At 37.8% G+C, this 15,209-nt stretch carries 16 protein-coding genes; 9 read left to right on the top strand and 7 right to left on the bottom strand.

The window, feature by feature from the left end; translation table 11 throughout:
- Positions 1 to 2: 2 nt before the first annotated feature.
- From BBI00_RS09565 to BBI00_RS09530, 8 genes are all read left to right on the top strand, one after another.
- Complete coding sequence (locus tag BBI00_RS09565; RefSeq protein ID WP_065398549.1) at positions 3 to 482, top strand: SRPBCC family protein; 480 nt, start codon at positions 3 to 5, stop codon at positions 480 to 482.
- 50 nt (positions 483 to 532) lie between these two features.
- Positions 533 to 1,237, top strand: coding sequence for a YqjF family protein (locus BBI00_RS09560; RefSeq protein ID WP_065398548.1), 705 nt, complete (start codon positions 533 to 535; stop codon positions 1,235 to 1,237).
- A 45-nt stretch (positions 1,238 to 1,282) separates the two neighbouring features.
- On the top strand, positions 1,283 to 2,182 hold the full coding sequence (locus BBI00_RS09555) for a TIGR01777 family oxidoreductase (protein WP_065398547.1): 900 nt from the start codon (positions 1,283 to 1,285) through the stop codon (positions 2,180 to 2,182).
- Between the two features lie 49 nt (positions 2,183 to 2,231).
- Complete coding sequence (locus BBI00_RS09550; RefSeq protein WP_065398546.1) at positions 2,232 to 3,668, top strand: alpha-L-fucosidase; 1,437 nt, start codon at positions 2,232 to 2,234, stop codon at positions 3,666 to 3,668.
- Between the two features lie 433 nt (positions 3,669 to 4,101).
- Complete coding sequence (locus BBI00_RS09545; RefSeq protein WP_065399692.1) at positions 4,102 to 4,365, top strand: hypothetical protein; 264 nt, start codon at positions 4,102 to 4,104, stop codon at positions 4,363 to 4,365.
- Between the two features lie 225 nt (positions 4,366 to 4,590).
- Entirely contained in the window at positions 4,591 to 5,979 is a 1,389-nt protein-coding gene (lpdA, locus tag BBI00_RS09540; RefSeq protein WP_065398545.1) for a dihydrolipoyl dehydrogenase, read from the top strand.
- A 73-nt stretch (positions 5,980 to 6,052) separates the two neighbouring features.
- Entirely contained in the window at positions 6,053 to 6,625 is a 573-nt protein-coding gene (locus tag BBI00_RS09535; RefSeq protein ID WP_065398544.1) for a hypothetical protein, read from the top strand.
- A gap of 191 nt (positions 6,626 to 6,816) precedes the next feature.
- On the top strand, positions 6,817 to 7,617 hold the full coding sequence (locus BBI00_RS09530) for a patatin-like phospholipase family protein (protein WP_065398543.1): 801 nt from the start codon (positions 6,817 to 6,819) through the stop codon (positions 7,615 to 7,617).
- A 55-nt stretch (positions 7,618 to 7,672) separates the two neighbouring features.
- Here the strand turns inward: BBI00_RS09530 and BBI00_RS09525 are convergent, their stop codons facing one another.
- The 5 genes from BBI00_RS09525 to BBI00_RS09505 form a co-directional block, all read right to left on the bottom strand.
- Positions 7,673 to 8,113, bottom strand: a complete 441-nt coding sequence (locus BBI00_RS09525) for a hypothetical protein (RefSeq protein WP_065398542.1) — start codon at positions 8,111 to 8,113, stop codon at positions 7,673 to 7,675.
- 216 nt (positions 8,114 to 8,329) lie between these two features.
- Positions 8,330 to 9,034 carry an ABC transporter ATP-binding protein gene (locus BBI00_RS09520; protein ID WP_065398541.1) on the bottom strand — a complete coding sequence of 235 codons (705 nt, stop codon included), beginning with the start codon at positions 9,032 to 9,034 and terminating at the stop codon, positions 8,330 to 8,332.
- Positions 9,035 to 9,114: 80 nt separating this feature from the next.
- A complete protein-coding gene (locus BBI00_RS09515) occupies positions 9,115 to 9,660 on the bottom strand; it encodes a hypothetical protein (RefSeq protein WP_065398540.1) in 546 nt (181 codons plus the stop codon).
- A gap of 374 nt (positions 9,661 to 10,034) precedes the next feature.
- On the bottom strand, positions 10,035 to 10,730 hold the full coding sequence (locus BBI00_RS09510; RefSeq protein WP_065398539.1) for a LytR/AlgR family response regulator transcription factor: 696 nt from the start codon (positions 10,728 to 10,730) through the stop codon (positions 10,035 to 10,037).
- The gene (locus BBI00_RS09505) at positions 10,723 to 11,784 is read right to left on the bottom strand and encodes a sensor histidine kinase (protein ID WP_065398538.1); all 1,062 of its coding nucleotides are present in this window, start codon (positions 11,782 to 11,784) and stop codon (positions 10,723 to 10,725) included. The genes BBI00_RS09510 and BBI00_RS09505 overlap by 8 nt, the downstream gene beginning before the upstream one ends.
- A gap of 188 nt (positions 11,785 to 11,972) precedes the next feature.
- Between BBI00_RS09505 and BBI00_RS09500 the strand changes: the two genes are divergently transcribed.
- Positions 11,973 to 13,097: an acyltransferase family protein gene (locus BBI00_RS09500; protein ID WP_065398537.1), complete on the top strand. Its 1,125-nt coding sequence runs from the start codon at positions 11,973 to 11,975 to the stop codon at positions 13,095 to 13,097.
- 53 nt (positions 13,098 to 13,150) lie between these two features.
- Here the strand turns inward: BBI00_RS09500 and BBI00_RS09495 are convergent, their stop codons facing one another.
- Together BBI00_RS09495 and bla are read right to left on the bottom strand one after the other, a co-directional pair.
- Complete coding sequence (locus BBI00_RS09495) at positions 13,151 to 14,188, bottom strand: serine hydrolase domain-containing protein (RefSeq protein ID WP_065398536.1); 1,038 nt, start codon at positions 14,186 to 14,188, stop codon at positions 13,151 to 13,153.
- Positions 14,189 to 14,191: 3 nt separating this feature from the next.
- Positions 14,192 to 15,082 (bottom strand): class A beta-lactamase, encoded by an 891-nt coding sequence (bla, locus tag BBI00_RS09490; protein ID WP_065398535.1) that lies wholly within the window; start codon positions 15,080 to 15,082, stop codon positions 14,192 to 14,194.
- Positions 15,083 to 15,209 lie beyond the last annotated feature (127 nt).

Below are 15,209 nucleotides of genomic sequence, written 5' to 3'. Positions count from 1 at the left end.
AAATGTCACGGATTTATTTAGAAACAGAGATCAATGCAGATATTCAAACCGTATTCGATCTGGCAAGAAATATCGATCTGCATCAGGAATCAACCTCACGGACCCATGAAAAAGCCATTGCCGGACGTACATCAGGCCTGATCGAAGAAAATGAAACAGTGACCTGGAGAGCAAAACATTTAGGAATATATCAGATCCTTACCACCAAAATTATCAGCATGGAAAAACCTCATCAGTTCACAGATGAAATACAGAAAGGAGCCTTCAGGTTACTTCGTCACCGGCATATTTTTAAATCGGTAAACGGACAGACCGTAATGACAGATATTTTTGAATTTGAATCTCCACTGGGAATAATAGGAAAGATTTTTAATAAGATTTACCTGGAAAATTACCTGAAAAATTTTCTGCTGGAAAGAAACAATTTAATCAAAACAAAAGCAGAATTCACAACTAAACTCAGCCACGAAGTGGCGATTTAATCTAAGATAGAATACAAATTCTATCAAACAAAATAATAAAAATCCACATCATGAATTTTTTAAAGGCAGAATGGCGGAAGTTAGCCATCATCAATTACGAAATCAATCCCGATCTATTGTTACAATACCTGCCTGAAGGTACAGAACTCGATTTTTATAGAGGGAAATGTTATGTTAGCCTGGTAGGTTTTATGTTTTTAAATACAAGATTATTAGGATTACCAATTCCCTTCCACCGTAATTTTGAAGAGGTGAACTTAAGGTTTTATGTAAAGAAAAAAGAAAATGGGATCTGGAAAAGAGGCGTGGTGTTTATTAAGGAAATCGTTCCCAAGCCTGCTTTAAGCTTCGTAGCCAATTCCATTTACAAAGAAAATTACCATACCATGCCAATGAAGAATCTGATTCATGAAAAAGAAGATGAATTGCTGATCCGGTATTCATGGAAAGATAAAAGCTGGCACTCTCTACAGATCACTGCAGGAAATAAAGCACAGACAATGGAAACTGATTCGGAGTTTGAGTTTATCACCGAACATTACTGGGGCTTTACCAAAAATGAAAATAAAACCTCCGAATATGAAGTATGCCATCCTAAATGGGAGTATTACCTGATCAAAGATTATAAACTGGACATCCACTTCGGCAATATCTACGGAAAGGATTTCGAATCTTTGGACAGGCAGGAACCTGTTTCTGTAATGCTGGCCGAGGGATCTGAAATACAGGTCCGGACAAAGAAATATACTATCTGATGAGACGCGAGTCTACCGAACCCAATAAAACAAAACCTCAACACAATGAAAATACTCATAGCCGGAGGAACCGGATTTCTCGGAGAAAACCTTGAGAAATACTTTACAGACAAAGGAAATCAGGTATACATTCTGACCCGTCAACCTGAAAGAGAAAATGAAATCTATTGGGATGCCCGGACAATGGGTGAATGGAAGTCTGCTCTTGAAAAAACAGATGTTCTGATCAATCTGACAGGGAAATCCGTAGATTGCAGATATCATGAAAAGAATAAACAGGAAATTTATACATCAAGAATCGATAGCACAGCCATCTTACAGGAAGCAGTAGACCAGTGTCTGAACCCACCTGGGATTTGGCTGAATGCAAGTTCTGCAACCATCTACGTACACTCAGAAAAACATCTTAACACGGAAGAAAACGGCATTATCGGGGATGACTTCTCAATGAATATCTGCAAAAGCTGGGAAAAGGAATTTTTTAAAACCAATACTCGGGAAGTAAGGAAAATAGCCTTGCGTACTTCCATTGTTCTGGGGAATAACGGCGGTGCTTTTCCAAAACTGAAGATGATTACTAAACTGGGTTTAGGCGGAAAACAGGGGAGAGGCAATCAGATGGTAAGCTGGATCCATATTAATGATTTTTGTAAAGCGGTAGAATGGATCATTCAACATGAAAATATCTCGGGAGCAATAAATGTGACGGCTCCGGCTCCTTTGTCCAATTCCGTAATGATGGAAAAATTGAGAAAAAAACTGAATGCTCCTTTCGGGCTGAATGCTCCTGTATGGCAGCTGGAAATAGCTTCCATATTCCTGAAAACAGAAACCGAATTACTGTTGAAAAGCCGTAATGTATATCCTGAAAATCTCATGAAAAGCGGATTTACATTCTCGTATTCCACGTTCGATGAGGCCCTTCATAACCTGTTAAAATCCTGATATTTGTAAATTAACCACAGGTTAGTTAAATTAGCAGAAACTACTTTCTATGCTAATCCGCACAAAAACAGGCTTACTTTTTTTATCATTTCTTACAGGTTCAGTGCTGTTCTCACAGGCGCATAACGTATCAGAAGGATATCAGAAACCTGCGGACCCCCTTGTTGTTCAGAATCTGGAACAGTGGCAGGATCTCAAGTTCGGTCTGTTTATGCATTGGGGAACCTACAGCCAGTGGGGAATCGTTGAAAGCTGGAGCTTGTGCCCGGAAGATGAATCCTGGACACAAAGAAAACCTGAGCATGGAAAATCCTATGATGAGTACGTAAAAAACTATGAAAATCTTCAGACTACCTTTAATCCCGTTCAGTTCAATCCACAGAAATGGGCCGATGCCGTGAAAAAAGCAGGAATGAAGTACGTCGTCTTTACCACAAAGCACCATGATGGCTTTGCGATGTTTGATACCAAAGAATCCGATTATAAAATCACCTCTCCCAAAACACCTTTCTCAAAAAATCCGAAAGCAGACGTGACCAGGGAGGTGTTCAATACCTTCAGACAGAACGGCTTTAAAATCGGGGCTTATTTTTCAAAACCGGACTGGCATTCCGATGATTACTGGTGGCCTTACTTTCCGCCGAAAGACAGAAACGTCAATTATGATCCTAAGAAATATCCCGAACGATGGGAAAACTTTAAAAAATTCACATTCAATCAGCTGAATGAAATTACCTCCAACTATGGTAAAATAGACATCCTCTGGCTGGATGGAGGCTGGGTACGCCCTTTTCACACCATTGATCCGAAAGTAGAATGGCAGCGCACCATCAGGACAGAGCAGGATATCGACATGGATAAAATAGGAACAATGGCCAGGAAAAATCAGCCGGGAATCATTATTGTAGACCGCACCGTTCCCGGAAAATGGGAAAATTATGTGACACCTGAACAGGCCGTTCCTGAGCATGCACTTCCCATTCCGTGGGAAAGCTGTATCACAATGGGGGATTCTTTTTCTTATGTTCCCGGCGATCATTACAAAACCTCACAAAAAATCATTGAAACATTGGTGAAAATCATTTCAAGGGGCGGAAATTACCTGATGAATATTGCACCGGGTCCTGATGGTGACTATGATGCGGTAGTATACGAAAGATTGAAAGAGATTTCAGGCTGGATGGATCAGAATCAGTCTGCGGTATTTGCAACAAGAAGCGTTGCCCCCTATCATGAAGGTGATTTCTATTATACCCGGAGCAAAGATGGCCATACACTCAATGTCTTTCATCTTAACGAAAAGTCAGAATATCAGGCACCTGCAGAGCTAACCTTTATGCTTCCGGAAAAATTTAATCCAAAATCACTGAACATTTTAGGACTTTCCAAAGTTCACTGGAAAAAATCAGGGAATAGCATCACAGTGCAGCTTCCGGAAAACAGGAAGAACCTGAAATATGCTGCTGTAATTCAATTGAAACAGTAACAAGTAGCAAAATATTCGCTCTTGTGAAAAATATAGGGCTTTAAATAATAAACCTGTTTAAGCTTTTTACATTAATAATTTAACTACAAATTTTTAAAAATACTTAAGTTTTTTAGAGCCAAACTTCGTTTAATAAGTTCACTTAAGTTTTGTGAAATCTTTGATCTTTTTCTTATGTGAACTTTCTCCTGCTTTATTCTTCTCCTGCTTAAGTGAGTTGAAGTGTTTAAAATAAGGCTTTTGTTACTTTTGTGGTGATAGCTGTAAACTCATCTAAACATCCGGTAAACATACCAATTCATCAATTAATTGTGTATAATATTTTATGTCTTTGAAAAATATTGGTATGAAATATGTAGATTAACCACTGAACCTGAATGAATGAAATGAGATCATGACCAATCCGTTGAATTCATTCAAAAATATAAATATCATGAAAAAGTTTTTAATATCAACACTATTGCTATTAGGTTTATCAATGAATGTATCAGCTCAGAAGCGACCGCCGGCTCCTCCGCATCCATCAAAAAGTGAGCTGGTGAATATTAAAATGCAGGAGCTTACCAAAAAATACAATACCGAAAAAAAACTCATCCTCAATCACCCGCTGGCTACCAAGCAGATGAAGAGAGATCAGATGAAAGCATTAAATGAAAGATATGCCGCCGAGAAGCGATTACTCAGACAGGCGAAATAATACAGAATTTTTGCAATTATTAAAATTCGAAAACCGGTTTTTATATTTTAAACTTTGATAAGTTTTTAATATAAAAGAATATTTATTGAAAGAGAATGCTTTTTGCGTTCTCTTTTTTATTTAAAATTGAATAAAAAAGGCTTGGCGGTGCATTTTGAGATCAATCAGAAGAAACGTGAAACATCCAATATTTTTCCTTAAATTCGCATAAAAATTTTTAAAGTAATGAATTACGATATTATTGTCATTGGAAGTGGTCCTGGTGGATACGTTACTGCGATCAGAGCAGCTCAGTTGGGTTTCAAAACCGCAATTATCGAGAAGGAAAATTTAGGGGGAATCTGCCTTAACTGGGGATGTATTCCAACTAAGGCTTTATTGAAATCTGCTCAGGTTTTTCATTATATCAACCATGCTGAAGATTATGGTTTGAATAAGGTGGAGGCCAGCTTTGAATTCCCGAATGTAATTCAGAGAAGCCGTGGTGTGGCCAGCAAAATGAGCAAAGGAATCGAGTTCTTGATGAAAAAGAACAAGATTGACGTAATTCTTGGTACTGCAAAAGTACAGAAAGGTAAAAAAGTTTCTGTTACAGATAAAGACGGTAAAGTAGTTGAATATACTGCGAGCCACATTATCATTGCTACAGGAGCTCGTTCAAGAGAATTGCCGAACTTACCGCAGGATGGTAAAAAAGTAATCGGATACAGACAGGCATTATCTCTTCCTGAGCAGCCGAAATCTATGATCGTTGTAGGTTCTGGAGCTATCGGGGTAGAATTTGCCGATTTTTATAACACAATGGGAACGAAAGTAACTGTTGTTGAATTTATGCCAAACATCGTTCCTGTAGAAGACGAAGAAATCTCTAAACACCTGGAGAAATCTTTGAAAAAATCAGGAATCGAAATTATGACCAACGCTTCTGTAGAAAGCGTAGATACAACAGGAGAAGGCGTAAAAGCCAACGTTAAAACTGCTAACGGAAACATCACTCTTGAAGCTGATATCTTATTATCTGCTGTAGGTATTGCTGCCAACATCGAAAACATCGGTTTAGAAGAAGTAGGAATCCAGACAGACAAAGGAAGAGTATTGGTAAACGAATGGTACGAAACTTCAGTACCAGGTTACTACGCTATCGGTGATATCATTCCTACCCAGGCATTGGCTCACGTTGCTTCTGCTGAAGGAATTACCTGTGTAGAGAAAATCAAAGGAATGCACGTTGAGAAAATCGACTACGGCAATATCCCTGGATGTACGTACTGCCACCCTGAAGTAGCTTCTGTAGGTCTTACAGAAAAGCAGGCTAAAGAAAAAGGATACGAGATCAAAGTGGGTAAATTCCCTCTTTCTGCAAGTGGTAAAGCTACTGCAAACGGAAATACAGACGGATTTATCAAAGTGATCTTTGATGCCAAATACGGTGAGTGGTTAGGATGCCACATGATCGGGGAAGGTGTTACAGATATGGTTGCTGAAGCTGTTGTAGCCAGAAAACTGGAAACTACAGGTCATGAGATCATCAAATCGATCCACCCGCACCCAACAGTTTCTGAAGCCATCATGGAAGCTGCTGCTGCTGCTTACGGTGAGGTAATTCACATCTAATCTGAAAATACAGAAATCTATATAACAAAAGCCTGGAGAAATCCGGGCTTTTTTTAAACAACTCATCACTTTTATGAAAAAAATAATTCTTTTATTAATCTTCTTTTGCTTTACGTTTGGCTTTTCCCAGGAAAAAGAAGATACCAGATATTTTCCTGCAGTATACATACTCAAAAACTCTAATGATAGCATCAGCGCTAAAGTGAGAAATACAGGAACTGTTTCCAATAAGAAATATTCTGTATATACCATTCTGATGAAGATGAAAATGGTAGATAAAGAAAAAAATACAACCTGGGTAAAGCCTGGTGATGTAAAATATATTAAGATTACGGATAATGAAAATGTTTCCTATGAATATTATGACTCAGCAGCAAAAAACCTTAATGATGTAGGCTTGGTAAGAGTTTTTTATGAAGGAAAAAATATCAGTGGCTATCAGGCCTACTCTAATAGTGGATTCAGCATTATCAGCAAAGAATATATAGTAGATAAAGATAAAAAAGTAATTTTTGAGGGGCACTTCGCAGATCAGAAATTTAGAAGTTTCGTTAACGATCCCAATCTGGAAGAAAAACTGAAGTCTGCCAAAACATGGGAAGATTACAGTAAAGTTTTACAATTATGGGATTCAAAATTTAATTAAATCAATATCCGGTACAATACAACAGCTCAGAGAAATCTGGGCTGTTATCGTTGATACATATAGATACCTTTTTCATCTTGTTTAAAAACTTTGATAAATACATAGGCTGTTTTCTGTTAAAATAATTTTAAAATAAACATATTTATAAAAATTAATCCGATTATATCAACCTGTTTTCTTAAATTTATTCAATGAATTTTGAGAAAGTAGGACTTGTTTTATCAGGAGGCGGTACCAAAGGAATCGCCCATGCAGGAGTATTAAAATTCTTACGGGAAAAAAACATTGAAATTGATATCCTTTCCTGCTGCAGTGCCGGATCTATTGTAGGTTGTCTGCATGCCATAGGAAAAACTCCCGATGAAATTATGGAGTTTTTCAATTCGGTATATTTTTTCAACTGGAAACATTTTACATTCAATCAGCCGGGGTTGGTTTCTTCCATTATTTTCAGAAATTATCTTAAACCTGTTTTTCATGACATGAAACTGGGCGATCTGGATATAGAGGTGAAAATAGTAGCTACAGAATTGGTTTCCGGAACGCAGAAGATTTTCGATAAAGATTTTGAGATCGTTGATGCCATCATTGCATCCTGTTCCATTCCGGGTATTACCACACCTTATATTATTGGGGACGAAATGTATTGTGACGGGGGAGTACTGAACAACTTTCCGGCAGATATCATCCGGGATGAGTGTGACAGGCTGATAGGTGTTTTTGTATCCCCGCCAAACGAAGCAAAGATTAAAGATCTGAACTCCATCAAAGCAATTGTATCACGCTCTTACGACCTTCTTTCCTACAGGATCGAACGGGGAAAATTTGATTATTGTGACTGGTTCATCTCTTCTCAGAAATTATCCTCTTACGGAACCTTTGAACGCAAGAAAGAACGTTTGGAAGAGATCTTTACTATCGGATATAAAGCAGCTGAAGAAAGCTATGAATCCAGCCGTTTCCTTACAGAACTCAGACAGTCCGGAACATAAAAAAGAAACCCTGTACACTACTGTACAGGATTTTATTTTTTCAGCATTATTCAGCTTATTTTTTTACGACATACCCGTCCTGACTTAGAATCTCACGGTCATTAGGATCATTGACGATCAGGGTATAAGGGGCCTTTTTACCATAATCCGTCAGGTAATTTCTCCAAACCTGATAGCTGTAGCCTTCATTAGTGAAAGCAATATAATAGTTACCTCCTGACCCGTCAGGAATAAGTTCTCCGTCACTGATGATCATACTTGGTTTTGTGGTGAGGCTGGCATTGGCATTCCATGACTGATAAAGATATTTACCGTTCGGCTGCTTATCAATTCTTATCTTGAATTTTTTGGTTTTGATAATAACGGTTTTGGGTACCTGCTGGAAAACAGAGGTTGTCATCATGTTTCCGGTTTCCGGATGATTGGGAATTTCTTTAGCAGAAACCAAAGAAAACTGAGCTAAACAGAAAGCTCCTAATAAAATATGCTTGATCATATTGAGTGGTTATTGGTTAACGAGCAAATTTCATCAAATATAAAGCCATTATGTAATCTTTTCAATAGTATTGAGGTAAGAATTAAAAACAGTAAGAGGTTTCGCATTAAAAGAGTGCTGAAAAATTTTTGATTTTTGCCTTAACTTACTTTAATATCTTCATTATTCTTAATGGTTTAAATATTTTTTTTAACTCCGCAGTTTTTAATTGATCTCTTATTTCTGCGTTGCCGTATAACTTGCAAAAGCTTCTTCCAGACTGTCAAATTTTCCTTTAAATTCATCAATAGGGCAATCCTGCAGAATATTTCCTTTATGTATCAGAATGACCCGTGAGCAGAGCGCTTCCACTTCCTGCATAATATGTGTAGACAGTAAAACCGTTTTCTGCTGGCCTATTTCTTTCACTACATTTCTGATCTCAAGGATCTGGTTGGGATCCAGCCCGTTGGTAGGTTCATCCAGAATCAAAAGATCCGGCTGATGGATAATGGCTTGTGCCAGCCCTACACGCTGCTTATATCCTTTGGAAAGCTGGCTTATTTTTTTTGATTTTTCCGGAGTGATGCCTACCAGCTCAATCACCTCATCTACTCTGGATTCAGAGATTTTATGAATATTGGCGACAAACTGAAGGTATTCTTTCACATACATTTCCAGATAAAGCGGATTGTTTTCCGGAAGAAATCCTATTTTTTTCTTGCTTTCAATCTGATGGTCTGAAATATTCAACCCGTTAAAGATGATCTCTCCCTGGTCCACTTTCAATGCGCCGACAATAGATTTCATCAGGGTAGATTTTCCTGCTCCGTTGGGACCAAGCAGACCGATGATCTCATTTTTATCGATAGAAATATTGATCGTATCCAAGGCAGTCTGTTCACCAAATTTTTTGGTTAGGTTGATTATCTGAAGCGGCATAAGTTATAATGTCTTTCTGCAAAAATAAAATAAAAAAACTCATTCTATTGAATGAGTTTCGTAATATTTATAAATTATGATTATTTTCTTGCTTTTTTCCCATTTCCTGATGCGGGAGTAGCTGTAGAAGCAGTTGAGCCTGCCTTGTTTGGAGTCGTAGGCTGTTTGTCATACAGGGCATACTTTCCGTTTGTTCTTCCGAAGATTTTATCAACCTGTTTTTGGGTTAAAAACTGTGATTTTCCGATGTATTTCCGGTTTTTATTGATCACCTGAATAAACTGTACGGTCTGCTGGCCATAGTTTTTTTCATAATGAAGTTCGATAATATCGTTGGGAAGTTCCAGAATGATATTTTCATCAGAAGCGGATATAAAACCATCCATGATGAGTTTATACAGGCTTAATACATCACCGTTCAGATTTTGGAATGAAAAAGACCGGATTGTATTCAGGTTGCTGGTATTCAGATCCTGGTAATTGATTGTAAATTTATCTTCCTTTTTATATAGACCTACGGAATTATCTTTACCAATTTCTACCAAACTTTCATTTTTCAACACTTTGATCTGTGAGAAAACTGAAATACTGAACATACATGTAATAAGTAGAATTATTTTTCTCATGGAATGAATTTTAATGTTTTATAAATTGGTGCACCTAAATTTATTAACAAAAAAGTTACAAACAATTTTATTAATCTAAAGCAAAAGTAATACTTTTTTTTAATATTTATGAGGTAAGATCTGTGAATGCTATGGATATCATTGGTTTTTTAATATGCTGTAAACCATTTAATTAGTTGTTTTCTGAAATAAAGAACTTACAGCGTGCTGATATGAATTATTACTCATGGATATGATGTAAGGTGTTGAAAAACAGATTGAAAAATAATTATTCAATTCATCTTGTAAAAAATTAATAAAAATAAATGTTAAAAATAGAATCCGGTACAAATGGAAACTTGTTTATTCTTGCGATAGGCTGTTCATAAGGAGCTTCATAGCAGACGATTCTTTAAAAGGGAAGCGGTAAAAGAATCATATTCTTGTTTATAACTTCTTCCGACAGGGATCTGGTGAATGCCCAGCATCACTTCATGATGACTGAATGCCGTCACAAATTGCATGTTGATGATAAAAGACCTGTGAACCCTAACAAAACCTTTCCCGGATAGTGCCGTTTCAAGATCTGTTATTTTGGTTTTAGAAATACTGTTTTCCTGATTGGCCAGAACAATTTTGACATCATTACCCTGGCTTTCAAAATAAATAATATCGGAAAGAGGCAACTTTCTGTGCAGCCCTTCATTTCTGACGATCATGAATTCTTCCTGAGTTCCTGTTGTGTTTCTGAGAATGCGCTCTACAGACCTGAAAAAGCGTTCAAAAGTAACAGGTTTCAGAAGATAATCCACAGCTTCCAGCTCAAAACCTTCGATAGCAAAATCACGATAGGCGGTGGTAAAAATGGTTTTCGGCTTTTGAGATAATGATTTAAGAAAATCAATCCCGTTCAGATGGGGCATCTGAATATCAAGAAACATAAGATCTACGGATTGATTCTGAAGTATTTTATAGGCTTCCAGCGCATCTGCAGCTTTCCCGATCAGTTTCAGATCATCAATCCTGGAAATATGATTTTCCAATAATGTGGCAGCTAAAGGTTCGTCGTCTACAATGATGCACTTAATCATAGTGTGAAGGGGTAATTATTTCAACTTTAAAATTATTATTTTCCCTGGAAATTCTGAAAACAAAATTTTCCTGGTAATGATGTTGCAGCTGCCGCCTGATATTCTGGAGACCAATTCCTCTTTCATTGTTGTTGTGGCTGTCTGTACAGGTATTTTCAATTATAAAAACAGATTGTTGGGTATTGGTTTCCACTTCGATTCTTATTTCTGTAGGGGCTGAACTTTTCCCTGCACCATGTTTGAAAGCATTTTCAACCAAAGTAAGATACAGCAACGGCGGTATCGTATTGGCAGAATTCAGGGAGATATGTTGGCTAAGCCTGAGCCTGCTGTCATGATAGCGAAGGCTTTCCAGAGTGATATACTGTTTTATAATAGCCATTTCATCAGAAACAGAAACCCATTTTTTCTGGCCTTTGTATAAAATATAATCCAGGATATCAGAAAGCTGGCTGATGGATTGGGAGGTTTTCTCAGACCGGCTCACAGAAAGAGAATAGATGTTATTCAGCGTATTGAAAAGAAAATGGGGGTGAAGCTGTGCCTTCAGGGATTGCAGCTCAAGTTCTGCCTTTTCTTTCTGTAAGCTGGCTGTGCGTTGTTTTTCATCTTTGTAACGCATCATAAACATCACTGAAACGAATATAAAAGTTCCGCTGATAATGGGAAAAGTATAATGGAATATAAGATATTTGAAATCTGTGAAAATACTGATGAAACTGTCTTTAGGCAGGTTTGTGAAAAAAGGTTCGGCAAGATAAACAATAAAGATCCTGTTGATCACCGAAATAATATAAAGACTGATGATAAGACCTGTTGAAAACGCTACATATTTTTTCCGGTCAAAAAGATAACGGACCAGAATATAATATATAAAATTGGCCCCGATGATCTGGAAAATCCAGTGGCATAGATTGTAGATCACCATTTCCCTGACAATAACTCCGTCATATTCCCCATAAGTTCTCGCTATTCCGAATACCAATAAGGCAATCCAGAAAAGCAACTGAAAATAGATATTCTGTCTGATATGAATTTCTGGCTGGGCGTTCATCAGGATCAAAAATATAAAAACTTAGGCAACAACCGGCGAAATTGGTGTAAACGGTTAAAAAAATCCTGCAAACAGCACAGCTAAAGATGTAGACAGCTTATTGTACCGTTCATAGCAGTTGATGTGTTTTCCGGACAATCTATTTAAAAGCATTCAGGGATTGATTCATATTTGCTGAAAAAAAATAAATGGAAAAACATCAGGAAAGGTGGTATGGTTTGGATCATCTGAGAGCCGCAGCCATTATACTCGTATTAATGTATCATTACCGGGCTTTTAAGCATCCTCAATGGATCGATGATATCGGAAGATTCGGATGGACGGGCGTGGATCTGTTTTTTGTATTAAGCGGTTTCCTGATCTCGGGCCAGTTGTTTAAAGAGATTGAAAGGAAGGGACGTTTTAGCTTAAAGATCTTTTATATCAAACGGTTCTTCCGGATCATCCCGGCCTATTTTTTTACACTTTTCCTGTATTTTGCATTTCCTTTTTTCAGGGAGCGGGAAGCTTTATCCCCACTATGGAAATTTGTGACTTTTACCCAGAACTACGGGCTGGACGTTATTGATCGCGGTACCTTTTCGCATGCCTGGTCGCTGTGTATTGAAGAGCAGTTTTATCTTTTCCTTCCTCTGTTGCTCCTTATTTTGGCGAAAACCAGACTTTTTAAATATCTGCCTGTACTGCTCATTGGTGTAATCACTTTTTCTTTGATGGTAAGGATTGTCATGTGGAACCAATATATCATCCCTGTACAGCCTGATTCCCTGGACTTCTGGCGGTTATGGTATATGAAAATCTATTATCCTACCCATACAAGGTTAGACGGGCTTGGCATGGGAGTTCTGATCGGCTATCTGATGCAGTACTCTTCAGGGTTTAAAAGAAAGGTTCATCATCACGGAAATCTGATTTTTATCTCAGGACTGATCCTGCTGGGTGTTTCATTGTGGGTTTGTAATGAGCAGACATCAGAAAGAGCTTCAATATTCGGATTTACACTGGTAGCCTTAAGCTATGGTCTTATTGTGCTCTCTGCTGTTTCAGAATCCTGCTTCCTGTACCGGTCAAAGTCTTATATCACAGCGCAGCTGGCTGCTTTATCTTATGCCATTTATCTTTCCCACAAAGGGATTATTCATATGACACAGGTGGCACTGGATAAATTTACTGTTCAGACAGCAGATAATACATGCCTGATTTTGTGTTTGCTGGCTTGTATTACAGCAGCGGTATTATACAGGATCCTAATTGAAAAACCTTTTTCCGGAATTAAAACCCGTATTTTAAAAGGTAAAGAGAAACCTGATTGAGCTCTTCGACGGAGATTTCAGGATCTCTTACCCTTTCACTTCCGGGATGAATACTAGGGTAAAGTCATACTTTTCAGTACAACATTTTTGATGGCTGCTTCCTGGAAGCTCCAGTTTTCACTCCTTTCCGGCATCTGATTCTCCAGGATGACTAAAGTTGTATCTGTAGAAGGAAAGTATACATTGAGGCAGGTAAAGCCGTCTCCAAGACCGGTTACGCCGAAATATTCCAGCCCGGCTTCTTTTATGATCCTGACATTATAGCCAAATCCCATACTTTCTTTTCCAAAAACATTGTGCTGGGAAGTGGTGGAAGGAGTGAGCATCAGTTTTTTGAATTCCGGGGACAATAGCTGCCCTTTAAACAATGCCTGATCCCACCTGGCAAGATCCTGTACTGTAGAAACTACGCCTGCAGCGGGAGCAATATCATCATTCAGAAATGACTCTTTTACCTTTTCAAACTGATTATTTTCGCTTCTGTAGCCCGGTACTAATGATTGATTATCTCTTGTATTATAAACAAATGTTTTCTCCATTTTCAGTTTTTTGAAAAGAGAATCAGCCAGTTGTATAAAGGTCTTTCCGGTTGTGTTTTTAAGGATTTTCCCTAAAAGCATATAGGAAAGATTTCCATATTTAAACTGTGATCCCGCTTTGAAAGCGGCAGGTTTTTCTACGTCAGTAATGCCATGGGTATGGTTCAGCAGATGGTGTATCGTTACCGAATCAGCCCATGATTGTGTCAGAGAAGGCAGATATTTTTTGATGGGAGTCTGAAGATTAAGTTTTCCCTGTTCAGCGGCCTGCAGGATCAAAACGGCAGTCACCTGTTTGGTATTGGACATGATTTCAAACTGGTCATCTGTTTTCAAAGGAATTTTTTTATCAAAATCCTTATAGCCGTTAGATTTAAGATACTTTATTTTTCCCTTTTGCGAAACCAGAACCACCCCGTTGAATGTGAGTGGGGAAGAAGCTGTTATGATACTGTCAATCTTATGGATATAGCTGTTTTTTTTCTGAGCATGGGTACTGGCAGACAGAATTGTAGCAAGTGCAAAGGTGATGAACGGTTTTATTTGGGTCATTGTTTATTTTTTGTGATAGTAGTCATAGGTTGCTTTGGCAATATCGGCAATAATGGCCTCTGCGTTTTCAAATGTTTCGTAGGTATCATGCACAAAAACGGCGATGTATATTCTTTCCTTGTCTGAAAGTTCTATAATTCCAAAATCATTTACAGCGCCTGTCATACCTTCTTTGTTGGTGAACGAAGTGCCTGTACGGTGGGCTACTTTCACGGTTTTCGGAAGATTTCCTTTGATCCTTTTTGCCCCGGAAGCATTATTTATCATGGCCATATAAAGCCATTGGGTATGCTTTTTATTCAGGAACTTTCCATTGTAGAATTTCTCAAGCAGCCTGGTAGCTTCATTGGGAGTGATTGTATTAATGAACTGAGACTGCCAGTCTTTATGCATGTCTTCTTCATTGTTTTTAATGATAAAATTTTTGCTGTTGATGAACTTCTGCACAGGTTCCGGGCCGCCGATTAACCTCAGCAGGATGTCGGTCAGGTTATTGTCACTGTAGGAAACCATCCATTTTATAGCGTCTTCAAGGCTGATCTCAATATTTCCTTCAGGATATTCCTTTTTGAAAGGACTCCATGTATCTTCTAAGAGTTCTTCTTTCTTGATGAAAAGTTTTTGCTGTAAAGATAATTCTCCTTTTTCAACCTTATGGAGAATGGTAAGGGCAATAGGAAATTTTACCGTACTGAGCATAGGGTAGAGGCGGTTGCCATTGATCTGGATAATTTCTCTTTTATAAGGCGCAATAATGGAAACCCCTACATCAGCTTTTTTCCCGGCAATAAGGGTTGTAAGCTGTTGGGTTAAATCCGGAACTGTTTTCTGCTGTGAAAAAAGTGATATGCTTAAAAACAGTAATAATACTGTGAAAATGGATTCCTTCTTCATTTTTTACAAGGTTATTTTATGAATTTTTTATTGCCTCAAATATATGTATTTCTTTATACTGAAAATTGAAAAGAAATGATTTTTGTTTTTATAATCCATGGTGTAGGGTATTTTCCTATATTGAAGG

The organism is Chryseobacterium arthrosphaerae, from assembly GCF_001684965.1.
GTDB classification, from domain to species: domain Bacteria; phylum Bacteroidota; class Bacteroidia; order Flavobacteriales; family Weeksellaceae; genus Chryseobacterium; species Chryseobacterium arthrosphaerae.
This window is presented reverse-complemented; position numbering and strand designations above follow the sequence as displayed.